This is a genomic window from Volucribacter amazonae (genome assembly GCF_029783845.1).
Lineage (GTDB): Bacteria > Pseudomonadota > Gammaproteobacteria > Enterobacterales > Pasteurellaceae > Volucribacter > Volucribacter amazonae.
In genome coordinates, this window is record NZ_LWID01000002.1 from 24,848 (window position 1) to 51,754 (window position 26,907).

Annotated in this window: 27 protein-coding genes; 6 read left to right on the forward strand and 21 right to left on the reverse strand. The window is 34.2% G+C overall.

Annotation, left to right across the window (positions count from 1 at the left end; all coding sequences use genetic code 11):
- Positions 1 to 8: 8 nt before the first annotated feature.
- A complete protein-coding gene (locus tag A6A20_RS12540; RefSeq protein WP_279573843.1) occupies positions 9 to 455 on the reverse strand; it encodes a hypothetical protein in 447 nt (148 codons plus the stop codon).
- 367 nt (positions 456 to 822) lie between these two features.
- Between A6A20_RS12540 and A6A20_RS12545 the strand changes: the two genes are divergently transcribed.
- From A6A20_RS12545 to A6A20_RS12555, 3 genes are all read left to right on the forward strand, one after another.
- Positions 823 to 1,170, forward strand: coding sequence for a plasmid mobilization protein (locus A6A20_RS12545; RefSeq protein WP_279573844.1), 348 nt, complete (start codon positions 823 to 825; stop codon positions 1,168 to 1,170).
- A 115-nt stretch (positions 1,171 to 1,285) separates the two neighbouring features.
- Positions 1,286 to 4,531, forward strand: coding sequence for an LPD7 domain-containing protein (locus tag A6A20_RS12550; RefSeq protein ID WP_279573845.1), 3,246 nt, complete (start codon positions 1,286 to 1,288; stop codon positions 4,529 to 4,531).
- A gap of 77 nt (positions 4,532 to 4,608) precedes the next feature.
- A protein-coding gene (locus tag A6A20_RS12555) for an IS3 family transposase (RefSeq protein WP_279571979.1) occupies positions 4,609 to 5,942 on the forward strand; the annotation gives its coding sequence in 2 pieces (ribosomal slippage) (positions 4,609 to 5,065 and positions 5,065 to 5,942; 1,335 coding nt in all).
- 40 nt (positions 5,943 to 5,982) lie between these two features.
- On the opposite strand, the gene A6A20_RS12560 is transcribed toward A6A20_RS12555, so the two are convergent.
- The 17 genes from A6A20_RS12560 to A6A20_RS12640 all read right to left on the reverse strand — a co-directional run bounded on the left by A6A20_RS12560 (position 5,983) and on the right by A6A20_RS12640 (position 21,271).
- A complete protein-coding gene (locus A6A20_RS12560; protein ID WP_279573846.1) occupies positions 5,983 to 6,339 on the reverse strand; it encodes a type II toxin-antitoxin system PemK/MazF family toxin in 357 nt (118 codons plus the stop codon).
- The gene (locus A6A20_RS12565) at positions 6,339 to 6,614 is read right to left on the reverse strand and encodes an AbrB/MazE/SpoVT family DNA-binding domain-containing protein (RefSeq protein WP_279573847.1); all 276 of its coding nucleotides are present in this window, start codon (positions 6,612 to 6,614) and stop codon (positions 6,339 to 6,341) included. Before A6A20_RS12565 ends, A6A20_RS12560 begins: the two co-directional genes overlap by 1 nt.
- A 173-nt stretch (positions 6,615 to 6,787) precedes the next feature.
- Positions 6,788 to 9,040: a type IA DNA topoisomerase gene (locus A6A20_RS12570; RefSeq protein ID WP_279573848.1), complete on the reverse strand. Its 2,253-nt coding sequence runs from the start codon at positions 9,038 to 9,040 to the stop codon at positions 6,788 to 6,790.
- Positions 9,041 to 9,136: 96 nt separating this feature from the next.
- Positions 9,137 to 9,478 carry a hypothetical protein gene (locus A6A20_RS12575; protein ID WP_279573849.1) on the reverse strand — a complete coding sequence of 114 codons (342 nt, stop codon included), beginning with the start codon at positions 9,476 to 9,478 and terminating at the stop codon, positions 9,137 to 9,139.
- Positions 9,479 to 9,569: 91 nt separating this feature from the next.
- On the reverse strand, positions 9,570 to 9,983 hold the full coding sequence (locus tag A6A20_RS12580) for a single-stranded DNA-binding protein (RefSeq protein ID WP_279573850.1): 414 nt from the start codon (positions 9,981 to 9,983) through the stop codon (positions 9,570 to 9,572).
- Between the two features lie 57 nt (positions 9,984 to 10,040).
- Complete coding sequence (locus tag A6A20_RS12585; RefSeq protein ID WP_279573851.1) at positions 10,041 to 10,691, reverse strand: TrbM/KikA/MpfK family conjugal transfer protein; 651 nt, start codon at positions 10,689 to 10,691, stop codon at positions 10,041 to 10,043.
- An 11-nt stretch (positions 10,692 to 10,702) separates the two neighbouring features.
- The gene (locus A6A20_RS12590) at positions 10,703 to 12,541 is read right to left on the reverse strand and encodes a type IV secretory system conjugative DNA transfer family protein (protein WP_279573852.1); all 1,839 of its coding nucleotides are present in this window, start codon (positions 12,539 to 12,541) and stop codon (positions 10,703 to 10,705) included.
- Positions 12,534 to 13,586, reverse strand: a complete 1,053-nt coding sequence (virB11, locus tag A6A20_RS12595; protein ID WP_279573853.1) for a P-type DNA transfer ATPase VirB11 — start codon at positions 13,584 to 13,586, stop codon at positions 12,534 to 12,536. Before virB11 ends, A6A20_RS12590 begins: the two co-directional genes overlap by 8 nt.
- Positions 13,587 to 13,596: 10 nt before the next feature.
- Positions 13,597 to 14,763 (reverse strand): type IV secretion system protein VirB10, encoded by a 1,167-nt coding sequence (virB10, locus tag A6A20_RS12600; RefSeq protein ID WP_279573854.1) that lies wholly within the window; start codon positions 14,761 to 14,763, stop codon positions 13,597 to 13,599.
- A complete protein-coding gene (locus tag A6A20_RS12605) occupies positions 14,756 to 15,529 on the reverse strand; it encodes a TrbG/VirB9 family P-type conjugative transfer protein (RefSeq protein WP_279573816.1) in 774 nt (257 codons plus the stop codon). The genes virB10 and A6A20_RS12605 overlap by 8 nt, the downstream gene beginning before the upstream one ends.
- A gap of 9 nt (positions 15,530 to 15,538) precedes the next feature.
- On the reverse strand, positions 15,539 to 16,315 hold the full coding sequence (locus A6A20_RS12610) for a VirB8 family type IV secretion system protein (RefSeq protein WP_279573817.1): 777 nt from the start codon (positions 16,313 to 16,315) through the stop codon (positions 15,539 to 15,541).
- 3 nt (positions 16,316 to 16,318) lie between these two features.
- Positions 16,319 to 16,474 carry a hypothetical protein gene (locus A6A20_RS12615; protein ID WP_279573818.1) on the reverse strand — a complete coding sequence of 52 codons (156 nt, stop codon included), beginning with the start codon at positions 16,472 to 16,474 and terminating at the stop codon, positions 16,319 to 16,321.
- 14 nt (positions 16,475 to 16,488) lie between these two features.
- A complete protein-coding gene (locus A6A20_RS12620; RefSeq protein ID WP_279573819.1) occupies positions 16,489 to 17,469 on the reverse strand; it encodes a TrbL/VirB6 family protein in 981 nt (326 codons plus the stop codon).
- A gap of 10 nt (positions 17,470 to 17,479) precedes the next feature.
- Positions 17,480 to 18,160 (reverse strand): type IV secretion system protein, encoded by a 681-nt coding sequence (locus A6A20_RS12625; RefSeq protein WP_279573820.1) that lies wholly within the window; start codon positions 18,158 to 18,160, stop codon positions 17,480 to 17,482.
- Between the two features lie 9 nt (positions 18,161 to 18,169).
- Positions 18,170 to 20,578 (reverse strand): VirB4 family type IV secretion/conjugal transfer ATPase, encoded by a 2,409-nt coding sequence (locus A6A20_RS12630; protein ID WP_279573821.1) that lies wholly within the window; start codon positions 20,576 to 20,578, stop codon positions 18,170 to 18,172.
- Positions 20,550 to 20,909: a VirB3 family type IV secretion system protein gene (locus A6A20_RS12635; RefSeq protein ID WP_279573822.1), complete on the reverse strand. Its 360-nt coding sequence runs from the start codon at positions 20,907 to 20,909 to the stop codon at positions 20,550 to 20,552. Before A6A20_RS12635 ends, A6A20_RS12630 begins: the two co-directional genes overlap by 29 nt.
- A 59-nt stretch (positions 20,910 to 20,968) precedes the next feature.
- Entirely contained in the window at positions 20,969 to 21,271 is a 303-nt protein-coding gene (locus A6A20_RS12640; protein WP_279573823.1) for a conjugal transfer protein TraC, read from the reverse strand.
- 143 nt (positions 21,272 to 21,414) lie between these two features.
- Between A6A20_RS12640 and A6A20_RS12645 the strand changes: the two genes are divergently transcribed.
- Positions 21,415 to 22,748, forward strand: a protein-coding gene (locus tag A6A20_RS12645) for an IS3 family transposase (RefSeq protein ID WP_279571979.1) whose coding sequence is annotated in 2 segments (ribosomal slippage) — positions 21,415 to 21,871 and positions 21,871 to 22,748 — 1,335 coding nt in all. Because the reading frame shifts where the segments join, the coding sequence is not laid out codon by codon here.
- A 21-nt stretch (positions 22,749 to 22,769) separates the two neighbouring features.
- Here A6A20_RS12645 and A6A20_RS12650 read toward each other — a convergent pair.
- The 3 genes from A6A20_RS12650 to A6A20_RS12660 form a co-directional block, all read right to left on the reverse strand.
- Entirely contained in the window at positions 22,770 to 23,363 is a 594-nt protein-coding gene (locus tag A6A20_RS12650; RefSeq protein WP_279573824.1) for a lytic transglycosylase domain-containing protein, read from the reverse strand.
- 109 nt (positions 23,364 to 23,472) lie between these two features.
- The gene (locus A6A20_RS12655) at positions 23,473 to 23,781 is read right to left on the reverse strand and encodes a hypothetical protein (RefSeq protein WP_279573825.1); all 309 of its coding nucleotides are present in this window, start codon (positions 23,779 to 23,781) and stop codon (positions 23,473 to 23,475) included.
- A complete protein-coding gene (locus A6A20_RS12660; RefSeq protein WP_279573826.1) occupies positions 23,778 to 24,002 on the reverse strand; it encodes a hypothetical protein in 225 nt (74 codons plus the stop codon). The genes A6A20_RS12655 and A6A20_RS12660 overlap by 4 nt, the downstream gene beginning before the upstream one ends.
- A 416-nt stretch (positions 24,003 to 24,418) precedes the next feature.
- Between A6A20_RS12660 and A6A20_RS12665 the strand changes: the two genes are divergently transcribed.
- Positions 24,419 to 25,438, forward strand: coding sequence for a replication protein (locus tag A6A20_RS12665; RefSeq protein WP_279573827.1), 1,020 nt, complete (start codon positions 24,419 to 24,421; stop codon positions 25,436 to 25,438).
- Positions 25,439 to 26,357: 919 nt separating this feature from the next.
- Positions 26,358 to 26,907, forward strand: a 550-nt coding sequence (locus A6A20_RS12670) for a hypothetical protein (protein ID WP_279573855.1), incomplete at its 3' end; no start/stop codon positions are given.

Here is a 26,907-nt window from a genome sequence, read left to right on the forward strand (position 1 = left end):
TAATATTCCTATGAGTTAGTTATTCTTGCAAGTGAGCTTTCTAAATCTTCATCTGTACTTCCGCTATTATGATTTATAGATGAATTTTTGCTTTGCCTTGATCTTAATTTTTCAAAAGCATTCATGGTTTTATTGTCTTTTATAATATTTCCTGATAAGTTTTGTATAGGAAGTTGGTTATTTATAGTTTTGTCCTTTGTTGTTAGGTTGTGATTGAACTTCTTCCTTGCCCTATAAATGATATTATTATTGAAGTAATTTAGTTTTATAATATTCTTGTCGTTATCACTAAAAATGAAATCATAAATATCTTTTCTTGAATAACCATATTCAATACATTCATTTATGGTATGGATATGCCTTGATATAATCGAAGTAATAGCTCTATTATTGGGTCTCTTTTCTAGAGCCTTTTTCAAGGTTTCTAATTGATTAATTAGATCGTCTTGGGTCATTTTTCCCTCCAATATCTAGTAAAACAATCATAGTTGTTTCTAACTTTTTTGTCAATTTTATTTTTTGCAGTCTTTTTTGTGTTTAATTGAGGTTTGTTTGATGTTTAATTGGTTTTTTCTGATGTTTTTATTATGTCTATATTGTGTCTATTTGATGTTTTATTTATGTTTAACTGATGTCTTTTTGATGTTGTGTTTATATATGATATATTTTGATATATTTCAATAGGCACGACAACGATGTATACAAACTTCTACGAAGTATAGTATAATCGACGTGCGAAAGGGGGATACCCCTTTCAAACCCCGCCAGCGGTGCTGGCTAATCCTATTAGGGATTTTATGGTTATCTCTACGAGCTAAAAATATGAAGAAAAATAAAGGTGTTGTTGTTTCTTTTCGGCTAACCGAAGAAGAATTTGAACCATTTAAAGAACTCTTAGATAAGAGTGATAAAACAAAATCAGAGTTTTTTAGGGATATTTTTTTGTCTAAAGAAAAAAACATAAACATTACATTTAATGAATTAAAACCTTTTGATTATTATAACATTTTGCGAGTAGTTAATAAATCGGGTAATAATTTAAATCAGATTGCAAAAAGTTTTAATTCAGCAAATAAAAGTAATGTTATTTCAGAGCGTATTTATTTAAAAGGAATAAATCTTTTAATTAGTATCAACTCTTATTTAAAGAGGGCTTTAAATGATAGTTGAAATTGGAGGTGGTAATAGTGGGATCGCCGAATACTTAGAAAAAGGTTTAAAACAAGGTCGTATTTTTTCTCGTGATGAATTAGATCAGCGAGTAGTATTAGACGGCGATTTAGAATTGACAAATAAAATTATCAATTCTATTGCAAATAACGGTCAGGAACGTTATTTGCATATTACACTTTCTTTCCGTGAAGATGAAATTAGCAATGATTTATTACAATCAATTACAACAGATTATAAATTATTGCTAATGTCAGCTTATAGTGATGATGAATTTAATTTTTATGCTGAGGCTCATTTACCTAAAATTAAGTCTATTGAAGATTCAAAAACTGGAAAAATGATAGAGCGTAAACCTCATATTCATATTGTTATTCCTGAAATCAATTTATTAAGTGGTAATAAATTGTTACCTACGGGATATATAGATAATGTGAATGTTAAAAACATTCCTTATCTCGATTCGATTCAAGAATATATTAATTATAAATATAACCTTGAATCGCCAAAGGATTTTATGCGTGAGGGCGGTCATCATTCGGCGAATGTATTATCACGCATTAAAGGCGATTTTTTTGGCGAAAAACAAAGCCAATTTAAAGCCCAACTGGTTGATGAAATTTCGTCAGGGAAAATTAATTCCATTGATTCATTTCAACGCCGACTTTCTGATTTTGGCGAAGTCAAAATCAGAAATAAAGGCAAACCTAATCAGTATTTCGCCGTCAAATTACCTGATGATAAAAAATTCACGAATTTACAGCACCCTGTTTTTTCTGAAAAGGCGATAGTTACAAAGGCTTTGCCAAAGCCTGATCTTGCAACAATCAATACACGCCTTGAAGATTGGCAAAACAGGGTTAGCAAAGAGATTAAATTCGTCGATTTTGCTACTCCTACTTTTCGTCAAAAATATGCTAAAGCCAATTTAGACGAAAAAAAACAATTACTAATCGAGCGAGAACAAACCTATGAGCGAAAACACCGACAAGGCCCAAACCTTGACACAGCGAGAGGACGGAAGAGAAATCATCAGTCCAACGCTTCAACGGTTAATAGAGGAAAATCCAACGTTGCTTCCAGAGCGTCAGTCAGCGTGCCAAGTGTGCAGAGCGGCGTTGTGGTTCGTGGAACATCTCAAAGAGGGGAAAGAACTCAAGGTATTTTGCCCGAAAATGAACTCAATCATTTACGAAACGGCAAATCCAGTATCAATTCCTCTTTGCGATGGAATGATTCAGGCGGAAGAAGAAGCAATGCAAGAGGTCGAAGAATAGGCAATAAACCGCCTATTTCTACTCGTGCGTATGCTCAAATTGCGTCAGGTGTGCCAAAGCAAACCTATCAAAAAAACATTTTTGACAAGAGCATTGATTCACGCTCTTTTGTAACGCCTTTTGAGCGTTATCAGAATCAGTATTCGGATAACGCTAAAATCGCAAAATTCAGCCATTCTAACGCTCTTTCATCATTGGTTAATGAAATAGTTAATGAACAGGCAAAACAGGCTGAAATTGCGAAATACGCCGATATTCGGCGTAATATCGACCCTAACGCTTTTTTATCTCATCTTGAAAAAGTCTATTCAATCGATCCGAAAAAGCATAAGGTCAGTTATGCCAAAGACGGTAGCCCACGTTTTAGCGTGGGGAAGCGTAATTTAAACGCTTCGGATTTCCTCACTAAACACTTAAATCTTCAATGGCACGAGGCTAAATCAGTTCTTCATTTTTGCTATGAAAACCAACATAACAAAAATATCAACCAAGAGCGATTAGCTTACGAGCAGATGAAGAATAACATTAAGGCATTTGATTCAGAACTTCGGCAATTTGAAAAATTAGCTAAAGTTACTCTACATAATATGAATGTAGATAATCGAAATGCTTTTCGTGAGGAAAAAAAACGAATTTATGCACGCCAAAGCATAGATACAAAAATTCGTAATCAGGAATTAGCTATCGCTTCTTTTCGTTGTATGCAACGGCAAGAGCTGATAGATGAATTTGCTAAAAATTCTTCTAGTTTCATTGTTGAGGCTAAACAGTATTTTCAGCAGAGCGGTTATTCTATTAAATCATTAGAGGACATTGATATGGCGACTAAAGCAGGACAAAAACTCCAAGAGTTACAAGGCAATTCTATTGCTCCAGCAAAGAATGAAGCAGAGCGAGAGACTGAAAAAAAAGGTTTATTTGAACGTATTTTCGATAAAGTGCGAGATCAAACGCCACTTAATCAAAAGAATGCTGTACAAACAACTTATTTTGCTAAGGATATTTATGCCACTCAGTCGGGCGATGATGTGAATACTGAATATAGAGGAGGTATTCAGTTCAAAAATCTTGCCTTGCAGGAGTCTTTGCAGAAAAATAATATTGGTGTAGCCAAACATACGGACGGATCAATCGAGTATAAATCACTCAATGACGGCAAGCTCATTTGTACTGATGACGGAGAAAAAATGAGCATTCATAAAAAAGATATGACTCCAGAAAATGTGAAATTCTTTCTTGAAGTATCTATCGACCGTTACGGTAATGAATTGAAAATCAACGGTAAGAAAGAATTTAAGGATATGGTTGTTGAAGCAGCAGCTACTAACAATTTACCTGTTATTTTGAAACCAGCCGAGCTACAAGAGCAGCTAATGGCACGCCGTAAAGAGCTTGAAATGGAGCAAAAAGTTGAAGTTAATTCAATCGAAAAAGTTCAGTCTGAACAAATTCAAGAAAAAGTTAAAGATGAACAGCGTTCATCTATTGAGCCTGTTCAAAGTAAATCAGCGGCTAACGATGAATTTAGACAATCTCAAGCGGCTGAACCGCTTAAAGCTCAACCAGAGCAAGCTAATACGCCTACCGAACCGCCTAAATCAGTTCAAGAACAGCCACAGGCAATCACAGAAAAAACGGCTGCAATTTCTCAATCTCAAACAAAAGCCGAATCATCAAAAACAACGGAGCGTCCAGTATACACGATAGAATTTAAATATGATGAATCTGCTAAACAACGAACTACACAAGAAAGTAAAGTTATTGCAGGTGCAGGACGTTTTTATAGCGTTAAAGTGAATGGTGTACCTGTTCAAGAAGCTATGAAAAATGATCCAAATGTAGCTAAAATCCTTGAAAATGTAGCTAAAAATAGCCCTGATTTAAAAGCGAAAAACATTACGGCTGATAATCTTAAATCCGGGCATATTTTAGGTTTGAAAACAAGCAACATAGGTGTAGGTAAATTTGATAAACCTGAAACCCTTAAATTAAATGGTGCAGGTCAGCAAATTTCAGCACCTAAATCCCGAACTGAAAAGTTAGCTAGGGTAAATAAAGGGAAAGCAGATGATATTTCTTTATAATAAAAAAGCCCCAGAATTTTTGATCTGCCCCCCAAAAGTTGGACTAACTAACCAACAGATTAAGGAGCAGATTTTTTATGACAAAATATAGCCAAGACTTTAAACAACAAGTGATTGATTTCTATTTTCAGCATAACAACGAACTTGCCCACACTTGTCGCCATTTTAACCTCGCGAAAAAGGTAGTAAGATGCTGGCTCCGCTTATTTAATTATGCTGGAAAAGAGGGATTAAAAGTGCGGCAGACCCGACAGGTTTATTCTCCTGAATTTAAACTTCAGGTACTTGAACCCATTCTGCGTGGAGATTGTACCGCCGAGCAAGCGATGGTTGACTTTGGTTTGTCTAATACAGGGCTTATCAGCCAATGGTTGAAAAATTATTTAGAACAAGGTATAAACGGGCTATTGTCGAAAAAACCTCAAGGTTCAAGCAAAATGAAAACCAAATACCCCCAAATGCCACCGCCACCGAAAACCGAAGAAGAACGCTTGCGTTATCGTATTTTAGAGCTTGAGGCGGAGGTCGCCATTCTAAAAAAGTGGCAAGAGTTAAGCCAGCAAAAAATCCGGAAAAAGCCGAAATAGTTAAGGCATTACGCCAACATTTTCCTTTAGAAATCTTGCTGACCTTGACAGGATTGAAACGGAGTACATTCTTTTACCATTTGCCGCCAAAAAGCGAGAAAAATGCGGAAATCACCGAGAAAATTCTGGAAATTTACGAGGAAAATCAGGGAAATTATGGCTATCGGCGTGTTTGTGCTGAATTGCGTAAGTCTATGATGATTAATCATAAAAAAGTGCAAGCGATTATGCAGCAGTTAGGCTTAAAAGGGAAATGTGTTCAGCAAAAATACCGCTCTTATCGCGGAAAGGTGGGCGATATTGCGGACAATCTTTTGCAACAAGATTTTCAGGCGAAAGCCCCTAATGAGAAATGGGTAACCGATGTGAGCGAATTTAAGTGTAAAGAGGGCAAGCTATATTTATCACCCATAAAGGATTTATTTAATGGGGAAATTATTGCTTATGATATTTCTCGCAGTGCGAATTTTGAGCAAATTAGGCGAATGATGGGGCAAGCTATTGCCAAACTTGATGGAAGCAAGCCGATACTGCATTCCGATCAGGGTTGGCAATATCAGATGATAGGTTATCAGCGATTATTGCAAGAAAAGGGTATCCGCCAGAGTATGTCTCGGAAAGGCAATTGCCTTGATAATAGTGCGATGGAAAGTTTTTTCGGGCGGTTAAAAACGGAATGTTATTTTGGTAAGGTTTTTGAGCGTTTTGAGCAACTGGAAACGGCGTTGCATGAATATATTGCATATTACAACAATAAACGTATTCAAGCTAAATTAAACGGATTGAGCCCGGTGGCGTATAGGGTTCAGTCATTGATGAGGTAAGTCTAAGTTTTTGGGGTCAGATCATTTTTGGGGCTTTTTCCTAATCTTCCAATATTGACTTGATTATATCTTGTGCTTCGTATATAATATAGTCTGGCACAGATTCGATTTTTTGTGCATTTCTTTTTGTAAAATCAATTATTCTTTGTTGATTTGCAACAATAACACCTTGTGTTTTACAACCTGTCCCATTTAACGTTATTGCAAAGCCATTATCTCTAGCTAGTTCAGCATGTCCTTGTGTAATTGGAGCTATCATCATAAGCCCGCGTTTGTGAAATTCGTTGCTACTTAATACTAATACAGGTCGGTTTCTTCCTTGCAGTTCATTTCCTACAGTTGGATCTAAACAAACGGTAATAATATCGCCTCTTTGAAATGTTGTTGATTTAACCATCAGATTTCTTTTCCTACTGGGGTAAGTAAATCCCATTCTTCAATAATGGGTAATTTTTCATATGACGTCATTGCGAGCCTCTCGTCTAACGTTAATCGCTTTCTTTTTTTATGGTTATTGTTATTAGGAACAATAACTATTTTTATTGTATTACTATTGATTTTTTCGAATTCTAAAAAATCTCCCATATTTAAATTCATAGCATTAGTAAAATCCTTTGGTAAACGGATTGCCTTACTATTGCCCCATTGCTTCACTTGTACTCTCATATTCATATAGCTGACAAAACTCTTATCTTTCGATAAGCCAAAATTCAGCTTCTCCTTACTAATTAAACCTAATAAACCTAAAATGTATAAGTATCATTTAATGATACCTTTTTAGTATAACTTTAATTTAGGATATGTCAAATAAAAAATTGCCCTAGCTGATACGCCAGGGCAATTTTTTATTTCTTATCAAACTCAAATTTGATTTTCTTTTCCGATTTGTTTAGTTTCAATACTGCTTCAAATTCCTTGCCTGTTTTAGATTTAAAACCTTTGATTTTTTGTGTTTTTCCTTTTGATAATAATGCTAAAAGTTGAGAATCACTCAAGGATTTTTCAGCGACTTTTCTCCATAGCTTCAAACAGTTTTCATTCGAACAAAAAACACCTTTATCATTTACCCTAATCGAACTACCACAACAAGGACAATTCGGAGCAGGTAAGCCATTTAATGCTGGTTTTGATATAGTACAAGCTGGATAAGCTGTGCAAGCGAAAAACTCGCTTTCTTTGAATTTTTTAAGCACTAATATGCCTTGGCCGCAAGAACAAGGTTCGCCTTTGACTTCGAGCTTCACATTTTTTGAGGCTTCGATTTGTTCATCGACAAATTTTTCAATTTCATCTAAAAACTCATCTACTGATAATTTGCCTTTTTCGATTTCTAATTGTTGTTCAAACCAAAGAGCGGTTGTATCAGGCACAGTAACGATTCTTGGTAAGGCTTCGATAAAATCAATGCCTTTTTGTGTAGGAATCAATTTTTTGCCCTGGTATTCAAAAAATCCCTTATCATTAAGATTTTTTATTACAGCTGAACGGGTTGCTGGTGTACCAATTCCACCGTTTTCTCCCTCTCGTCCTTTGTCTTTTTCGATTAATAGTTTCTTTATACGAGGGTTTTCAACATAACGAGCGACACGTTGTAAATCTTTTAGTAGCGTTGCTTCTGTGTAGATTGGAAGTGGTTTTGTTTTTTCTTTCTTGATTTCCACACTTTCACATATTCCATTAGATTCTGCTTGAAGTGAAACAATCAAATCAAATTTTGTATTGTCATTTTCATTTTCTGAATCATCAGGCACTAATTTAGACCAACCGTAATCGGTTATTTTTGTTGCTGTTGTTCTAAATTGATAATCTTTACATTGAATTGTTATGCTGGCTAAATCGTATTGTTTTTCAGGTAAAAACTGAATGAGATATTGTTCAACGATTGCACCATAAACTTTCCGCTCTTTATCGGATAAATTAGATAAATCAGAAAGTTCTTTTGACACAACAGGAATAATTCCTGTATGAGCCGTTACTTTTTTGTCGTTGAATGCTCTGTTTTTTTGAGAACGATCAGCAGAATTAAACGGCAAATTAGGGAATAATCCAGCGAGAAAATCAAGCGTTTTTGGTACGGCTTCAAACTGTTCTGTGCTTAAATAGCGACAATCAGAACGGTTGTAAGTAATTGCCTTGTGCTTTTCACGCAAGGATTGCGTAATTGATAGTGTTTCGTCTGCTGAAAAACCGTATTTATCATTGATTCTAGCTTGCAAATCAAGCAATGAAAAAGGTAATGGGGCTGGTGTAGTTTTAGCTTCAATACTGCATTGCAATATGTTTATTGTATTTCTTTCACAGTTCTTTTTTATCTCTTTTGCAATGTTTTCATCAATGATATGTTTTTCTTTGCTTTCCTCATCATTTGGAGAAGTACGGATATTATCCGTTATTACTAATTTTGCATTAAGGGATTTTTCCTGAAATGTAAAATTACCTGATAAATTATAATAAAAGCTCTCTTTATGGTGTTTATTTGACAAATAGCGGCGAACGATCAGCCCTAAAGTAGGTGTTTGTACTCGACCGATTGAATAAACACTCTGTAATCCTTTTGCTTTAGCAAGCAGAGTGTAGGCTCTTGTGAGATTAATTCCAAAAATATAGTCAGCTTGAGAACGTGCGAGAGCTTTGTAATACATTCCGTCAAATTCTGAATCAGGTTTTAAGTTATTCATTGCTTTTTTCGCTGCTTCAATGTTTAAATCGTTGAGCAAAAGACGTTGTACTTTACCTTTAAAACCAGTATATTCAAGAATTTCACGGATCAGAAGTTGCCCCTCATCATCAGGATCGCCAGCATTTACTACTGTATCAGCTTTTCTTAATAAGGATTCAATCACTTTAAATTGTTTTTCTGTGGTTGTCTTTGGCTTGAGTTCTAACGGACGTAATTTCAGCGGTAAATCTGTAAGATTCCATTTTGCGTAAGCTGGGTTTAACTCTTCAGGCATTTTAATAGCTAAAATATGCCCTATAGCCCATGTTACGTTATAATTGCCTTTACATTCTATGTAGCCATCTTTACGATTTACTATGCCGATAGCTTCGGCAATAACCGCACCTAATTGAGGTTTTTCTGCAATGATTAATTTCATCGTCATACCTTAGTTTTTCTCAAATTTTCTAATTTTTGTTCTAAATACCCATCAGGATAAATAACAGGAAAACTAATATTATTTATTCCTTGTTTTTTATTTTATAGGTTCATTTGGTTCTGCCGAAGCTATAGAAGTATGTAATAAGATTTCTTTAATTTCGCTTTGATTATTAAAATCGACAATCCATTCTCCCCACGGTGTACAATGATCTAATATAAGTTTCATTTGTTCTTTATTTATTCCAAGGCTATAAAATAAGTTATCTAGTACCAAAAGAGTAATATCATCTGTTGAGCATAACCAGAGAATACCTATTTGATTAAATAGAGCTTGATTTTGATAGAAATTATTATATTTTTTATTGAAAAATGAATAGATTTCATTAATGTTTTTTGGGATATTCTTGCTTTCTATAGCCTCGTATTTTTTATCCATTATACTTTCTATACATACATTCATATTATTCTCTTTTTATTGTTTAAAATGGTTTCATATAAGTAAGCCCGATATGATCGGGCTATTAAATTTAGAACGGCATATCTTCATTTTCTGAATTAGTAGGCGTTCCTTGTACTTGTTCGACTGCTAAGGCTTCAAATTTGCCTTTTATATCTTCCAGTAAAACGAGTTTTTCTACCTTTATGTAGTAGCCATAATGCTTAACACCGTCTTTTTCATAGTTGTTATTTTTTAGTTTGCCGACTACTTCAAGTTTATGCCCTTTTCGAACATAATTAGCAATCGTTTTAGCGGCTGAACCGTAAGCTCTAACAGTGTGCCAATCTGTTTGTTCAACCCATTCTTCACTGTCCTTTGGTTTATAACTTTCAGTCGTAGCAAGCGAAAAATAAGCCTGAATATTACCGTCCGAAAATTGAGAAATTTTCGGATCATTGCCTACGTTACCTAGTAACACAATTAGGTTATTTGAATATGCCATATTTGATCTCCTATTTGTTATTTTTTGATGACAATATAAAATTTTTGTTATTTCTTACTATTCCCAGCAGTCTTTTTTGATAGGTACATCTTTATATTCAATGTCATAAGAATCAAATCGACGATTCCATTTTCTACTTACAACTACCTTTTCATAGCCTCTATTCCAATCTTCCAGTGAATACCATTTATTTGGATTACAAGTGTATTTAGGTTTTTGTATTTGACTATATTCGGTAAATTCGTGATTATATAAGGCTTGACAAAATTGAGGCATATAAGTTTGCGTTCTTATAAAACGCTGATTGCGTTTTCCAGAATCTTCATCATAATAGCCCCAAATTCTTTTTGTTTCAGTACGACTATTTAATGTGTCTGCATCACAGGCATATTCTTGATGTTGTATGGCAGTTGTTAAAGCTGACATTTTGGCATTTTCATTGGCTGCTGGGCATAAGTCTAAGAAACTTCGACGTTTTCTAAGAGTATCACTCCATCTTTTTGCTTTTATGCTGAAGTATTTGCGTAATGGTGCTTGGCATTCAGCAATACCTTTACCTTGTGCTGATGATAAACATAAAATTACTTCGCACGCTGTACGGGTATCGCCAGTTAAAACATCAATTTCAGGCATATTTGTATTAGCGATTGTTTGGCCGCTAAAAGTAGCAGATAAAATTGCCAAAATTGTTAATTTTTTATTTTTCATTGATACCTCTCCTAGTGGTTTTTAAAAAGTAATGGAATTTTAGGGATATTTTTTAGGGAATAATCTTTGCGTTGTTGGAATACAGGCTCATCAAAATAGATGATCTTGTCCGCAATGAAAGGCTTCACTTTTTCCATAATCACGATCTCTTTTGATGCTACCGTAGTGTTTTTGTAGTTGATTGTGCCTAAATCAACAATTTCTTGCGGTAACATTAACGCTCTACGTTCTCGTTTCGTGCTTACGCTACGAGTGCGTTTACCGCCTGAATACGAAAAACTCGTATCTTTGGTTGTAACTGTTTTATAGCCTAATGTTTCGCTGATCTCGTTTGTCGTTGCATCTACTTCTTTCGGCGGATAAACAAGGCGAATCATACAGTTCTTGCGTAAGTTATCGGCTCTTTCCTTGCCATATAATTTCGGGCTACATAATTGGGCGTGATCTTGCACAATAATCAAGTAACGCACATTATAGCCAGCTGTAAATCCGATAGCGTCTGCAAGGATATTGACTGCCCCTAACGCTGGGAACTCATCAAGCACTAATAGCACTTGATATTTTAGATTTGGATCCTGGTCTGGTAATGTTCTCGTATTTACCATAATTAATTGTGAGAAAAATAGATTGATAAGGCGTGAGTAGGTTACTAAACCGTCAGGGCTTAAACCAACGTAGATCGACATACGCTCACGACGTAGATTCTCAAAGTCAAAATCATTGTCGCTTAGAGCCTCTGCACACGTTGGATTTGTGTAAACTTTCATTTCAGCATTGAATGTCATCAATACTGAAGAACGTCCTTTATCGTGCATTTCCAGGAATTCGTTAAATGCTGCTCTTGTCGCTTCAGACAAAGGATTTTCTTCATCTTCGTGTTCTTTCAAGGCTCTTTCAATAAAGCTACTATAACCACCTTTATCTGTGCCTAATTTCATCATCAACGGAATAGTTGGTTTAATCACTTTGATATTATGATTCCACTTTCGTTCGGCGACTTGGTTTTGTTCTGTATCAAGTAAATAGCAGATTAGCCCTTTTGCTAGATTTCCTGCTAAACCTTTCCAAATATCGCCGTCATTCGGTGGGAATAAAATATCAACAATTTTTTGTACATCACCGTCTCGATATTTCATATCACGGCGGATATAGTGTAATGGATTGTAATGGTGCGATTTAATTTCTCCATTTTTTCGTATATCTTCGGACTCAGCGAATCCATCGGGAGAGAATAAAAATACTTTTTGACCGCACTTTTCACGAAAGCCAGCAGTAAATAAAAAATTCTCGAATTTAATATCAACACAAACAACACTATCAGCATAGTTTAAAAGATTAGGAATTACGATACCTACGCCCTTACCGCTTCGAGTAGGTGCTCCTAGATATAAAAATTGTTGTCCTGAAAAGTGTAAAAATTGGTTTTTATATTTTCCTATCAAGATAGACGGGTATTTTAATTTTTGCCGTTGGGCTTTAGTAGGTAATAACCCTGCTTTTTTTATATCAAAGTCTGTTGCAAAATTAGCTGAACCGTATAATTCTTCTTTAGATTTCAATTTAAATAGAATAATTGCAAGTAGGATTAATGGAGAAATAGTAATTAAAACCCCAATTATAGTAGCCCCGATTATTTTTAGTTTATTTAATTTAGGTATATTATCGCCTGATTGGGATATGGCATTTAATAGATCAAAGATACTTGTAATAGTAGGTGGTGATTTTATACCTAACCAATCATAAGCTAATTTTCCTGCCTGTATTGAACCTAAAAATGCGGTTATTATTATTGCAATTAATGTGATAATGATAAGAATTATAAATTTTCTCTTTCCTATTTGTTCAGCCATAAATTAGCTCCATTTTCTTCTCAGGTTCAAATAATATTTCAGTCATATAGGTGTATTTAAAAAAACAAGTAACATCTAATGCACTTGCTATAGTTTTTGAGATGAAGTTTTCACTTAATACTTTTCCCATATCTGATTGCATTACTAAGCCAGTTAAGCGAGCTAGAGTTGAGTTAACATCATTTGCGTGTGTTGAAGTAATACTGCCATTATGCCCTGTATTTAAGGCTTCAAAGTAGTTCCAGGTTTCATCTCCCCTTAACTCGGTTAAAAGGATATGATCGGGTTTCATACGCATACCTGATTTTATTAGCTCTTTAGGGCTAATTCCCCCTGATTTTTGATAATCTGAATCAAAAAATAAGTGTAAATGGTTAGCGTGATAAGGTAAGCTGACTTCGTGAACATCTTCTACAGTAATAATTCTGTGATCGTGTGGTATTAAATCAGCATAAGCCTTTGCAAAAGTTGTTTTACCAGAGCCAGTACCACCTACAGCGATAACATTCATATTATTTTTAGCTGCAATCCTAAAGAAATCAGCATAACGCCCCTCTTTTTGGCATTTTTTCATTTCTTGCATATAAAGGGGAATAGATCCCTTTTTATATGCTTCAGCTATTTGGATATTGTCAAATCGACCTGAATTTTGATAATCATCTACTGTAAATCGAGTTAAAGAGGGTTTTCGTAATGTAAATGAAATAGTGCCATATTCTGTTGCTGGAGAAGTTATAATTTGTCCTCTTTCTCCATCAGGTAAAATGACTGAGGCAATAGGATTACGATCATCAAACGATAGCTTTAATCCGCTAAATACGGTTAAAGCATTTGCTAAGGCTTTTAAATTTGACAAGTTGCATTCGGGGGCTGATTTTACTTCCCAACCATTACCACGCTCAAACCAAATTTCATTACCTTGATTTATAGCTATTTCGGTAATGCCTGGATAGTCCAGGACTTCTTGTAATCCAGTTTGTTTTAGTAAAGCTCTTGCCATAGAAGAGCTATCAATATTTTGTGGTTTAGGAGACGTTATACTCATTATCATCACCTTATTTAACGCTATAAATATTAGAAAAATCTATATCACGAGCAACAAGAATATTAAATAGCTGCCCTTGGTTAGCATAGCCTGTAGGTTGAATATTAATGCTATTTTGTAATGCTATTTCTGCCATTCTACCTGTATTGGCTTCGGTTCTGTCATAAACTACAGTACCTGTAGAATTTCTTTGAGCGGCAGCGGAAGCAGTGGAAATAGCATCTTGGATAAATGAAAGTAAAATTGCACCGCCAAAACGTTTACCCCATTTTTCATCGACCCAAACATTTAGACCACTCGCTCCTAAACTATCTGTTCCTAAACTATCAATACGTACTCTAATACCGTGTGGAGTATCAATTTCAGACCAACTTACAAATGCTTGATTTTGACCTGTAATAATTGCTTTTTTCTGCTCGCCAAAGACTCTACTTCCTCTTTCAATTAAGAGTGTTGAACCGTCCGCAGAAAAAATATCTTTGGTAACTTGGCAAATGAGAATGCTAGGTTGATCTGTTATTAGTCGTGTTTGTAATGCACAAGGAATTTGTGTACCGTGTATCAATAATAAATTACGATTATTTATTAGCTTTGCAGACCCCTTAGGATAAACACCTCCAGCTAACATTTCATTCATTTCTGAATCATCGCCGTTATTGATCCTGTTATTTTCTCTTCCACTGCTAACAGAAATCATAGTATCACCATCTAATCGGCGTTGAGCTGGACTGTATGTAGGTTGTTCTTGATAGTGATTGTTGTTTATAGTTTGCCCTGTAGTAATTTGATAAATTTTGTCATTTTCTTTTTCTCTAGCTAAACGATCACGTTCTTCTTGCTCTCTAAGTAATCTTTCTCTTTCTTCTGCTTCTTTGCGTAGTCGTTCCTCTTCAATTTGTTGTTTTTTTATAGCTTCCATTTGAGACGCTAGAGAGTTTTTATCATAGCCTTTGTTTTTTAATGCTTCATCTTGTTTAATTTCAATAGTTTCTTTTTGTTGTTTGTCGAAATTAAATAAGGTTAGAGCAATGCCTCCAAATGCGATTAAGGCAGCAATAATAGCAAAAAGGCTTTTTACAAATTTATTTCCTTTACGTTTTATTCCTGTTTCTATATTATTTCTATCAGTTGTAATGTCATCAACAGAAACAATTTTACCTTTTTCTTGATTATTCATTGATAATTCCTCTTACCTTACCGTTAGTTGTTCCGTTAAAGTTTGTACCTAATGCTTTAAGTCGATCTGTTTTAATACCAGCAACAAGATCACCTAGTCTTAAACGATATTCAGGGTTTACTTCGTGAATCACGATATAGCCATTTTCTATATGAGAATTAACTAAGCCCTCTTTTCCATCAGGTAATTTTTTAAAGACAACGGGCATATCTGTTCCAGGTTTAATTGCCATACAGGTAAATATACCGTTATCCCATACTTCAATAGGGAATAAATTTTTATCACCTTTAGCAAAGTAACGATAATTATATGTTCCACCTGAACAAGGTTTGGCCCAAGGATTAATTATTTCTTTCTTAGGTTCTGGGTAACTAAAGCGAACACTCCAAGAGGCTTTATTTCTGTTTGATACACTTACTAAGTTAAATAGATAAGTTCTTTTATTGGTAACAATCGTTAAGTTAGTATCAGGTTCTTCCGCAGCAGGTCGAATCCAAACATTATTGCCTCTGATATTTACTTTCCAAGCTAATGGATCACCTATTGCTGCTCCTCCCTCTGTTTCTGTAATGTATTCACTTGGACTAAATTGAATAAGAGTGGTAATTCCTGAAGATACATTTATTCGAGTAATATTATCGGGATTATAAATAACGTTTTTTACCCTATAATCGTATTTTGTGCTTTTGGGTATATCTTCAGCTTGAGTTGTAAATGGAAAGCAGAATAAGCTTAAAAGTAATGAATTGGATAGCAATTTTTTCATTTTAAGTCCCTATTTATCTTTTTTTATTAAATTTTCGGAATCAACACGGTACCCTGTAACTTGAAATCCTAGAGGGTTAATTCTTCTATCTTTTTCTAGTTCTATTTTATGTTTGTAGTCAAAGGAAGCTGTAGCAAGCCAATATGTTGTAGGGATATTTAAATCTGCTTCACCGTTTGAATCTACAACCTGTTTACTAAAACGAATTTGCCCTACATTATTGATAAATGATACAGATAAGATTTGTACTTTGATTTTCTTTGATTGTTTGAATATATTTACAGGAGATACTGGGCTTGTAATATAACTGTTATATTCACTAAATAAATTAGGCGTTGTCATTAGTTTTACAGTGTCATAAGATGTTTGTATTAATTGCCAATCATAACTTTCGCGTTCTACAACAAAACGAGCGAGCCAATATTTATCTAACTCTTCACCATAGCTTGTTTCTTCTGCATTTTTAAGAGGCTTAACAATATCGGTATAACCCGTATTGTTATCAACACGAATAGCAAAAGGTTCAACGGTTTTTAAAGGAGTTAAAAGAGCTACGGCTATTACACTTCCTAAGCCAATTAGAAGTCCTAATCCTCCAAAAACTAATCCCACTTTTCCCATAGTCTTATGAAAATTAATGCGATCTTTTTCGAATTTATTGACGCTTTCAAAATGCTTTTTAGCTCTCTTGCTTGCTTCTCTTTTGGTTTTAGCATTGGTTTCTTCAGAAGACTCCTGATAATTTTGATCAAGAATTTCTTGTTTATTTTTATTAAATAACTTCATTATTTAGTTCCCTTTTTTGTTTTGTTTAGCATTTTCTTCGTAATAGTGTGAATTGTTAATTTGAATCCAATCGCCTTTTGGCTCTTTCACTTTAGGCGGTGAGTTTGAGCAAGCAGAAAGAAAAGCGATACTTAAAAATAGTATTGATAAGTTTTTCATTTTTAACCTCTAATTTAATTACTAGTACTAGCTGAGCCTTTTCCTCTAAACTTGTTCCAGGTTTTATTTGCTCCGCTTTTGACATTGGTTGTAACGGTATTTCCTATTGCTTTTGCTCCTTTTCCTAATCCTAAAGCTCTAGCTGCTTTGGTAAATCCACTTCCGCTAATTGTAAATGGGCTAATACCGACACCCCCTGTTAATGATGATACTAATGTTGGGATTTGATTTATGGCTAGTGTAATGATGATAACTGATATAAGGATTGTAGCTGCTCCACCTATTATTCCTTCGGAAGATGTATCTGTAACTGCAACTGAAGTAATAACATCAGCAGCTATTTTAGCTGCCAATGAATACATAACATTTAGTAGTATGTAATTTAAAGCTAATCCTGTAAAAGAGGTAAATAGATTTCTAGTTGCAGGAAATACAGCGAAACAAAAGAATAAAATACCAACGGATAGTAATAGTGTTACCATTATCTTAGCGATTAATAAATTGATAGCGATAAATAATGTGAAAATGGTTTGACTAAGCCATAAAGAGAATCGAGCAGGAGCTAATTCAGCCCAAACTCCAATATAGGTTTCTGTAATGCCAATATCTTCTAATCTATCTCTAAGTGTTTTTAAAGGAGCTTCAAAAAGGTTATAAACAGTATCTACCGCTGATACACTAGATGAACTAGTTCCAGTTAATGCAGAAGCTATTTGATCTCCTGAGTTTTGTACAAAAGGGATCACATAATCATAATAATAATTACCAGCATAAGTAAATGTTCCTACAACAGCAAATAATAATAACGCATTTGTCATTTCTTCAATAATAAAGTCTTTTTTTGTATAGAGTTTATATACTAGAAATAGTACATATAGTAAAAAACAAGACATTATTAATGGTTTTATTGCGGAACCTATTGCCTGGGCATTATTTGCAATAGGATCTTGGAATTTTGTTACCATTCCATTATAAATATCACCAATGAAACTCATTTATTAGTCCTTATTTACTGAATTTACTATGGAAGTTTTCTCTACCTTGTCGTATAGATTGTCTAAAATTCTCTATATCGGCATTACGTTGAATTTCTTCTTGAGCTTTAAATTGTTGTTCTGCTTGCATTAAAGCGGTTTGTTCTTGATTAAATTCAAGTTGTAATAATGCCAATTTATTTGCAACATCAGCCTTTTGGGCCGGTGTAATTGCAGAGTCATTTAATACCTTTATTTGATTTAAATTATTTAGACGTTTAATAGTGTTTTTATAATTACGTTCAGTTCTTTCTGCGTATGCCATTAAACTATCAAACTCTTTTTGTAAGCCTGAATTTGGGGTTTTTAAACCGTATTTATCACGTAATCCAGTGAGGCTCATTCCATCAGTTAAAATATCTCTTGCATTTTCAGGAAGTGAATTTAAGAATTGGTCGTTATTAATAATATCGCTTAATTTCCAGTTACCCTCAAGGCGGTTCTTAGTATCTTCAGCAAAACGTTTAGCTTGTTCAATTTGTGAATGTAAAGCGTCTAATTGCTCTTTTAATTGAGCTAATGTTTTTAAATTTTCTGCAATAGTGGTTGCAATACCAGCGGCATCAACGGTTGGAATACCGCTTGCTAATGCAGAATTAGTTGTTATTGCTATAGCTGCTGCGATTAAGGTTGTTTTAAATAACTTTTTCATAATGAACCTCTATAAGTTTTGTTGGGAATTTTGTTTTAGTGCTGCTTTTTCTTTTTTTATTTCTTCCATTCTTTCAAGGAATAAGGGTATCCAAATATCAGGATCATCTCCGTAAATAGATCGAATTTTTTCACATTCCTGTTGTCCTAACGTTGAGCCTGAGATGATAGGTAGGAATTCTTTGCAGTGAGAAAGATCAAAATGGGCAAGCGTGCTTGAACCGCTTTGTTTAACTAAGAATTTACGGCTTTCTTTGTCTAAGCCTTTTAGTAAATAAAAGTCTTTGCGAGATAGTCCTATTCGCTCATAACTTCCTTTATACTCAGCGTCTGGATTAGGTAACATAATTTTTGTTGAAGTTTGTTCTACAATAGGTTCAAAAATATTTGATCGAATTGCGTCAGCAGGTGATTGTGATACTAACCCTAAAAACTCACCTGTTAAGCGTCCAGTTTTTAATGTACGCTTAATCATTTGTTCAGTTGTTGGATAGCTACAAGGAATGTAAAATTCTTCTACAATGGAGAGAAGCAAACGACCAGATTTTTTCATTAGATCTTTGTAGTAAAGCAATACTGAAAATAAAGGTTCTGTTCCCTCGTGACCTTGAGTTTCTAAGAAAGTTGTTGTATCAAATCCTATTTTGTCAAAATCATAAGGGTTAAACAGATTTTTGGGGCTATCAACAATCCAAGCTAATTCTCCGCCCTCGAAGTGCGACCATTTACGTAATCGAATATAAAGAGGCGTAGAGCGAGGAATTACCTGTAAAAGCATACTGAAACGACGTTCTTCAATATCTAATTTCATCACGGCGTCCACGGCTTCTTTAATTAACATTCTATCTTCATCGGAAATTAAACCATTATGATCTCTAGAACAACTAATTACCCAAGAATAAAGGAATTGTAGTAAATCTTGACTGGCGACTTCTTCAAGTTGAAATGGGTTTAAACCTGTATCCACTCCGCTTTCAAAAGTAAAATATGTCGCACCATAAGCTCGCATATATAATTCCGTAGATCGTTTATAATCCATTACAAATAACTGAGGGTTAAAACGTTGTAAAAATGCGACTATTGTTGCTTCTAAGGTTGTTTTACCTGTACCAGTAGCTCCTAACATTAGGAAATGTCCGGCAATAAATTCACCTAACGCATTCACTTTTAAAGGTGTGTAGTGAGTATTAAGGTAATATAACCCTTGAGTAGGGGTCTTTAATGGCATAATTGCTGAACCATCACCGATAGGATTACCTAATGCTTTACCACTAAAATAATTATGTAATGAAAATCCACATACTAAACTAGTGCTTCCTCTTACGCTTGATAAAGGTCTAAATTTAGAATCTGGCATTATGCTTAAAAAAGCATAAATGGATTCAATAGCAGCTCTAGACCAACGTGCTCCTCTACCTTTATCTGTAAACGCGGAAATAACTTTAGCTCCATTATCAACAGCAGCTTTTGCTGTTTCACCAAAAATCAAGATTGAAGCCTGATAATCACCAAATGCGATTTCACCTGAGCTTAAATAAGCTCTAGCTTCTTCTAATTCTTCAAGTTGATATGTAGCACTATCTCCAGAAGAAGAAAGTTTATTTTCTTGAATTTCGATTGCACGGATTGATTTTTGTGCAGTAGTAAAAATAAAAGATTGGGATAAAATAAATTCATAGGGAAGTTCTAACAGAAAATCCCACATTCCAAGAGTTGTTCTTGCTGGATAGCTTTTTAAAAAATATGCTGTACCATATTTTGATATAGTGCTTTCTTTATTTCTTATTTCAAAATAGTCATAGTTGAAGAATAAATCGCTATTACAAACAGAGTCTAAAACTTCGCTATCATTTAGAGTAATAGTTTGATATGTACCATTTAATAGATAAGACAAAAATTCGTTATTTTCACAAATACTAACAGAATCAGTGATATCCAGAATTGATAGTAATTTTCCGTCATAGCGATTTAGTAAAGTATTAGCTTGAGCTAAAATACTGTCGCAGCTTGCTAAACCGTCATTAAGATCATTATATTTTAAAACAAAAGTAATGAAATAACTTGTTTTAAAGAAATTTTGATTTGTAAAACCTGATAAGTATTTATCAGTAAAATTTTGGATAAATTTAGAATGAAATTTATATTTTTGTTCTAATTCATCTCTTTTTTTAACTATATGTGTCCATATAGCAAGTTTACCGCCATATTCTTTTCCTAAATTTAGGAAAAAATCATCTAAACTTGAAAAGTATGTTTTTAATTCTTCATCTGATACGGAAGTAAATGATGTCCCCTCTAATTCAACGGTAAATAATAGTTTATCGCCTCCGAGAGTAATTACATAATCATTAATATTAGCTCTGTATTTTGGCAATAGTGTTTCTATTGCCTTAGAGTTTTTTAAATTGTCTATTTGCATTATACACCTTTCTACTTGCACCATTGCTTGATAAATGAATGATTGGATTACCTTGGGAAAGCATTAATAAATAGGCTCTAATACGCCATTTAATAAATGCTAAAGCGTTTGGATCATCTTCACAGATTATTTTGATGAAAAGTAAAAACATTAGACCGAAAATAGGTAATATCCAAGAGTAGTAACCTAGTTTGAGATAAAATCCTCCAAAAAGGCTTAAAATGATAAATAAAGTGGTGAAAATACCTAAGAGCATTGGTACGCCATATACCATAGCTGGGCGATTCATTCCGTTAAATGACGGGAAAGAATCATCATCATTATTGTTCATTTATTCCTCGCTTAATTTAATGACAACCCTGTTTAAAAGATTAAACAGGGTAAGGATTTTTAGCTAAAAATACTCCAAGCGTAATCGCCAAGGGCAATCGCTCCACCTGCAATAGCACAATACATTACAGCCATTGCTACATCACCCCAACCTTTTCGACCTAGGTAAGCCATAACTACATTAAAAATAATGTAGCCAGTAGCAACGATAGCAAGCCATTTATATGCTGATGTTTTTAACTCACTTGTTGCTGTGATTCCTGAGTCTAGTCCACCTGCTGCGAACACATCAGGGCTTATTAGAGTAGAAAGTAGAGTAATTATTAGAATTGAAAGAAAAGTTATATTTTTTGTTAAGGTCATATACGTTTTCCTTAAGTTTTTTATTGAAAATCCTCAAAAATATCCCAAGCTTTCACTTTTTTAGATGATTGTTCAGAAGATTTATGTGATCTGCCCCCCAAAAGTTGGACTAACTAACCAACAGATTAAGGAGCAGATTTTTTATGACAAAATATAGCCAAGACTTTAAACAACAAGTGATTGATTTCTATTTTCAGCATAACAACGAACTTGCCCACACTTGTCGCCATTTTAACCTCGCGAAAAAGGTAGTAAGATGCTGGCTCCGCTTATTTAATTATGCTGGAAAAGAGGGATTAAAAGTGCGGCAGACCCGACAGGTTTATTCTCCTGAATTTAAACTTCAGGTACTTGAACCCATTCTGCGTGGAGATTGTACCGCCGAGCAAGCGATGGTTGACTTTGGTTTGTCTAATACAGGGCTTATCAGCCAATGGTTGAAAAATTATTTAGAACAAGGTATAAACGGGCTATTGTCGAAAAAACCTCAAGGTTCAAGCAAAATGAAAACCAAATACCCCCAAATGCCACCGCCACCGAAAACCGAAGAAGAACGCTTGCGTTATCGTATTTTAGAGCTTGAGGCGGAGGTCGCCATTCTAAAAAAGTGGCAAGAGTTAAGCCAGCAAAAAATCCGGAAAAAGCCGAAATAGTTAAGGCATTACGCCAACATTTTCCTTTAGAAATCTTGCTGACCTTGACAGGATTGAAACGGAGTACATTCTTTTACCATTTGCCGCCAAAAAGCGAGAAAAATGCGGAAATCACCGAGAAAATTCTGGAAATTTACGAGGAAAATCAGGGAAATTATGGCTATCGGCGTGTTTGTGCTGAATTGCGTAAGTCTATGATGATTAATCATAAAAAAGTGCAAGCGATTATGCAGCAGTTAGGCTTAAAAGGGAAATGTGTTCAGCAAAAATACCGCTCTTATCGCGGAAAGGTGGGCGATATTGCGGACAATCTTTTGCAACAAGATTTTCAGGCGAAAGCCCCTAATGAGAAATGGGTAACCGATGTGAGCGAATTTAAGTGTAAAGAGGGCAAGCTATATTTATCACCCATAAAGGATTTATTTAATGGGGAAATTATTGCTTATGATATTTCTCGCAGTGCGAATTTTGAGCAAATTAGGCGAATGATGGGGCAAGCTATTGCCAAACTTGATGGAAGCAAGCCGATACTGCATTCCGATCAGGGTTGGCAATATCAGATGATAGGTTATCAGCGATTATTGCAAGAAAAGGGTATCCGCCAGAGTATGTCTCGGAAAGGCAATTGCCTTGATAATAGTGCGATGGAAAGTTTTTTCGGGCGGTTAAAAACGGAATGTTATTTTGGTAAGGTTTTTGAGCGTTTTGAGCAACTGGAAACGGCGTTGCATGAATATATTGCATATTACAACAATAAACGTATTCAAGCTAAATTAAACGGATTGAGCCCGGTGGCGTATAGGGTTCAGTCATTGATGAGGTAAGTCTAAGTTTTTGGGGTCAGATCAATGAGGGGCTTTTTCTGAAGTGATATAATTATCTTCTTCAGTCAATGGTTTCATAGCAGGGACTTTATAGTTTTTAGCTATGGTCTCATTGATTCTATCTACATAAGAGGTATTGTTATTATCGGGTTTAAAACCTCTTGTTTCGTTTCCAGAGTAATAGCAAGATGATGCTATACGGAGTAGTTCTTGTTCATTTTTTTGAGGATTATTTTTTTTAGCGTTTATATAACAGTCTTTAAAGATATTTGCTCCTACCTCGATATTTTTACAAGCGTTAAACATATTTTCTTGCGTTATGCCGTAAGTTTTGAAATTGGTACTATTTACTTGCATTAAACCCACTGAATAGCTTTTATGATATTTTGGAGGTGTTTCTAAAGCTGTAATGATATTAAGTGCTTCTGATTCAGTGTTAGGCTGTTTGAATTGTAATTTATTTTCGCTAGGTGTATTTGGAGCATAAACAACAGCAATAGCATAAGGATTTCTACTGCTTTCTACTCCAATTAATGTATGCAATGTTTCTGGGGCTACATCAGCAGCACATTGAGCAAATAAATTAAATAACATATTTATAGAAAGCGTAGCCATAAAGTAACCTATTGATTTTAAAATAAAAATTTTGTAGTTTCGGCAACATTATGTTATAATGTTTTGGCGTTTTTTTTTGCCAACAAAAAAAACTTATCAGTCTGCTAAACTAATTAGATTTAGAAAAAATCACACCTTTTGTATTTTTAAAATTATTTCCTTCAAATTCACCCAATAAATTGCCTTTAGAATCATAAAGTTGATTTTGGTTTTTTATTTGAGCAGATACACTGAACTTCTTTCCTTTATAAATTTCTGTCGTGAATTTATAGTCTTCAGAAGATTTTATTTTTTCTAAAATTAGAATTACTCCGCTATCACTTGCATATGTTCCGTTATAATTTGTAGCTTCCTTATCGTTACAAGCTGATAAGCCAAAAGCCAGTAGTGCAGGGATAAGTAACCTTTTAAATTTCATTTTTTGTTCTCTTTTTTAGCTGATTGTTGTTCCTGAAAATCTTTTACATACATATCGATAATTTGAGGGCTTAAGAAATGATCTAAGACAAAATTCATTACGCTACTAGGTCTTATCACTTTTCCGCATTTAGTGCTTATTTCTAGAGCCAGGGATTCTGCTAATATTTTTCTTGCTCTAGATATTCTAAGACTTGTTGAGTTCTCGTACTTTAATTTCATTCTATCCTCTCTTTAAAAAAAGTAAAGTGTATACAGTAGATCTTTACATTTTTAGTCTAAAATTTTGATGCCCCTTATTTTGCATTCTACATTGTTTTAAAGTAATTATGAATAAAAATTTTGATAGGAAGTGGATCTTTATATTGATCTTTTTAAGTTCAAGGCGTAGAATGCAGATCAAATTCTTAACGCTTACCTTGAGCTAAAAAGAATGGTTAAAGAAAAAGCACCGTTGGAGCGGTGCTTATTTCAGAGTTTGTGTATTAACTTCATACTCCGCCACAGAGTAAAGTGATGTTAAACACGATTATTTGATTTAGATTATACCACCTTACAACGCATTTGCAAGAGTTATTAACCTAAAACACCTCAAAAAATCGTGCTTAACATTGCTTAACTAAAAGAGTTTAGCAATTATGAGTAAATCGATAAAACCACGTAAGAAAAAATACCGTACATTTGGTTATACATCAACGCTTAAAGCAACTGTTTACAACAAAGCTAACAAGAAAAAACATCGTAATAATTTGCCTTATTTTATGCAGAATAATCAACGTAAAGATTACGCCTACATTATTTGGTTTTTCTTGCAACGTCTCGAAACTCACGACATTAACAAAAATGCGTATTTAAATGCCTTACGTTTAGCAAAATATCAACGTGAGGCGATTCGCCGTGAACGCCGAGAAGTGTTGGAAGTGCTTTTCGCTAATTTGCTTTCTTATTGTGATTTTTCTCCTGACAGCAATTACCTATTTGAGGTGCGAGCTAATATCGAACATTTAGCGAAAATGTGCAATCAATCCTATCTATCCTGGGATAATAAAAACGGTAAAAAACGTGTTCGTTATGACACTATCTTAAATGCTATTAATATGCTTGAAGAAGCCGAACTGATTACTGTTTTGCGTGAATACGATAAGGCAGGAAGAAAACACAAAGCGATGAGAATTTGGCTTAATGTAGAATTTTTCTTAATGTTTGGGATTACCGAAAAACAATTAAGAAAATTACTTGTTGATTTCCACAAATACCAATTTGTAAATAATCGCTTGGATAAAACATTTAAAGAATATGAGAAACATTTGGCTAAATTAGAGAATAAAAGCGTTGCTGATATTAAAACTCATCATTCTTTACGCAACCTTTTAATTAAACGCCGTAAAGATCTATTAGGCGAACATATTATTAAATTTGTATCACAACGTAAACCAACCGATTATTTATCTTTTAACATTGAGAGCGATGTTTTTAAACCTTGCTTCCGTTCTTTTGCTGATTGTAATACACCTGAAGAAGTTTACAAACTTCAAAAACGTTTATGGGATAAAGAGCGAATACGAGAGCGAGCAAGGCTTAAAGCTGCAAATGATAGAGCGTATAGTAAAGCCTTAATGCAAAGCTATACCGATGAATTGCAGAGATCATACGCTTAACTTTAAATGATAAATATTTATTTATAAAGTTATTCCTGGTTAATAAAACAGGAATAAATAAACTCGTCTTCTGTATAAAATTTGGTTATAATTAAACCTGTTTTATATTTCCAGCTTTTTTCAAAATTCAAATTTTAGTGTTAATATTGCTTTTCTTTTTGTTTTGTTTATAAATTTGTTAGTATGCTGATGATAAGTTATTTATAATTTATAATTAAATTCGCCCTTATATTCGGCACTTAACGTTACTTTGTAATTTTATTTTTATAAATAAAAAATAAAGGAACAGAAAAATCAAAGATTTTTCTTAAAGATAGTACCCACGCTAAAGCGTGGGCAAACACCAGCATTAATAAACATTAGAGGTAACAGTATGCAACCATTTTAAGATATTTGCTCTTTCGTTTGTCAAGGTCAAGCCCTATCGGGTTGGCTTCGCCAAACCTTGACAACCGACCGCAAATTCTTAATAGTTTTGCATACCGTTACCCCTTCAAGCGTGCTTTTGCACGTTCTTTTGACTATTTCTATCCTTTGCTTTTTAACCTCTTTTTGGTTCATTATGTCTTTTATTCTTGGAGTGTTCCTTTTCTGTGGACTTCCTACGCTTCTTCTGTAAAGTAAGATCGTTAAGGGGTTCGGCAGGGGGGGAATATGGGTAGGCTTTCCGCTGGTTACGACTGTACGCCCGAAAATATCAGCCAACCACGAATGAGATCCGCAGATTTACCGCTCCGCTGCATTAAGGCTTGCAGCCTTAATAATCCGCATAAAAAATAGTCAATTAGATTAAAAGGTATAAAAAAGACTTGAAAAAGATATATAAAAGATGTATTATATTCACAGTTAAGGACGAGATGACGACTTAACTATAACGCCGAAAGGCAATCTTTTAACCAAAGCCCATAGGGGATTTATTATGAATAACTCAAAAATATTAAAAATCGTTCAAGAAATTGCAATTTCATTAGATATTAGACTTAACAAGAAAGAAAACATATATTCAGGTTTACACTTTGAAAGCCGAATAAGAGGTGTTGAAATTTATCTTTATTTTAACTATCAAACCAAAGATAAAAACAAAGTTCAAGCCTATTTATTAGTAGGAACCAATGATAATTATGAGCCTTATTTTTCAAAAAAAATTACGTTCAATGATACAAAAAGCGACAAAGCTATTTTTAAAGATCTAATGCAACGCCTTGAAATGAATAAAATCAATGAAAAAATCGATACTATCTTAAGTTATCGAGCCGAGAAGTTGGAAAAAATGGATAAAGAAAAAGCAGAATTAGCCGCTTTTCAGCGTTTTATTTCTTTTGAAAATGCAAATTGCAGAGGTTTATTTAGTGGACGCAAAAATGGTGTTTATTTTCAACTTTCTCAATATAAAGATCAATTACACATTAACACGAAAAATAAAAATATTTTACTCCGAATTTGTGCTGCGGCTGCTCAAATTATCGAAG

What these genes read in the sequence shown, in the direction of transcription:
- A6A20_RS12540 (WP_279573843.1), bottom strand. Translation starts at nt 455, where the DNA reads ATGACCCAAGACGATCTAATTAATCAATTAGAAACCTTGAAAAAGGCT.
- A6A20_RS12545 (WP_279573844.1), top strand. Translation starts at nt 823, where the DNA reads ATGAAGAAAAATAAAGGTGTTGTTGTTTCTTTTCGGCTAACCGAAGAA.
- A6A20_RS12560 (WP_279573846.1), bottom strand. Translation starts at nt 6,339, where the DNA reads ATGGTTAAATCAACAACATTTCAAAGAGGCGATATTATTACCGTTTGT.
- A6A20_RS12565 (WP_279573847.1), bottom strand. Translation starts at nt 6,614, where the DNA reads ATGAATATGAGAGTACAAGTGAAGCAATGGGGCAATAGTAAGGCAATC.
- A6A20_RS12570 (WP_279573848.1), bottom strand. Translation starts at nt 9,040, where the DNA reads ATGAAATTAATCATTGCAGAAAAACCTCAATTAGGTGCGGTTATTGCC.
- A6A20_RS12575 (WP_279573849.1), bottom strand. Translation starts at nt 9,478, where the DNA reads ATGGATAAAAAATACGAGGCTATAGAAAGCAAGAATATCCCAAAAAAC.
- A6A20_RS12580 (WP_279573850.1), bottom strand. Translation starts at nt 9,983, where the DNA reads ATGGCATATTCAAATAACCTAATTGTGTTACTAGGTAACGTAGGCAAT.
- A6A20_RS12585 (WP_279573851.1), bottom strand. Translation starts at nt 10,691, where the DNA reads ATGAAAAATAAAAAATTAACAATTTTGGCAATTTTATCTGCTACTTTT.
- A6A20_RS12590 (WP_279573852.1), bottom strand. Translation starts at nt 12,541, where the DNA reads ATGGCTGAACAAATAGGAAAGAGAAAATTTATAATTCTTATCATTATC.
- virB11 (WP_279573853.1), bottom strand. Translation starts at nt 13,586, where the DNA reads ATGAGTATAACGTCTCCTAAACCACAAAATATTGATAGCTCTTCTATG.
- virB10 (WP_279573854.1), bottom strand. Translation starts at nt 14,763, where the DNA reads ATGAATAATCAAGAAAAAGGTAAAATTGTTTCTGTTGATGACATTACA.
- A6A20_RS12605 (WP_279573816.1), bottom strand. Translation starts at nt 15,529, where the DNA reads ATGAAAAAATTGCTATCCAATTCATTACTTTTAAGCTTATTCTGCTTT.
- A6A20_RS12610 (WP_279573817.1), bottom strand. Translation starts at nt 16,315, where the DNA reads ATGAAGTTATTTAATAAAAATAAACAAGAAATTCTTGATCAAAATTAT.
- A6A20_RS12615 (WP_279573818.1), bottom strand. Translation starts at nt 16,474, where the DNA reads ATGAAAAACTTATCAATACTATTTTTAAGTATCGCTTTTCTTTCTGCT.
- A6A20_RS12620 (WP_279573819.1), bottom strand. Translation starts at nt 17,469, where the DNA reads ATGAGTTTCATTGGTGATATTTATAATGGAATGGTAACAAAATTCCAA.
- A6A20_RS12625 (WP_279573820.1), bottom strand. Translation starts at nt 18,160, where the DNA reads ATGAAAAAGTTATTTAAAACAACCTTAATCGCAGCAGCTATAGCAATA.
- A6A20_RS12630 (WP_279573821.1), bottom strand. Translation starts at nt 20,578, where the DNA reads ATGCAAATAGACAATTTAAAAAACTCTAAGGCAATAGAAACACTATTG.
- A6A20_RS12635 (WP_279573822.1), bottom strand. Translation starts at nt 20,909, where the DNA reads ATGAACAATAATGATGATGATTCTTTCCCGTCATTTAACGGAATGAAT.
- A6A20_RS12640 (WP_279573823.1), bottom strand. Translation starts at nt 21,271, where the DNA reads ATGACCTTAACAAAAAATATAACTTTTCTTTCAATTCTAATAATTACT.
- A6A20_RS12650 (WP_279573824.1), bottom strand. Translation starts at nt 23,363, where the DNA reads ATGGCTACGCTTTCTATAAATATGTTATTTAATTTATTTGCTCAATGT.
- A6A20_RS12655 (WP_279573825.1), bottom strand. Translation starts at nt 23,781, where the DNA reads ATGAAATTTAAAAGGTTACTTATCCCTGCACTACTGGCTTTTGGCTTA.
- A6A20_RS12660 (WP_279573826.1), bottom strand. Translation starts at nt 24,002, where the DNA reads ATGAAATTAAAGTACGAGAACTCAACAAGTCTTAGAATATCTAGAGCA.
- A6A20_RS12665 (WP_279573827.1), top strand. Translation starts at nt 24,419, where the DNA reads ATGAGTAAATCGATAAAACCACGTAAGAAAAAATACCGTACATTTGGT.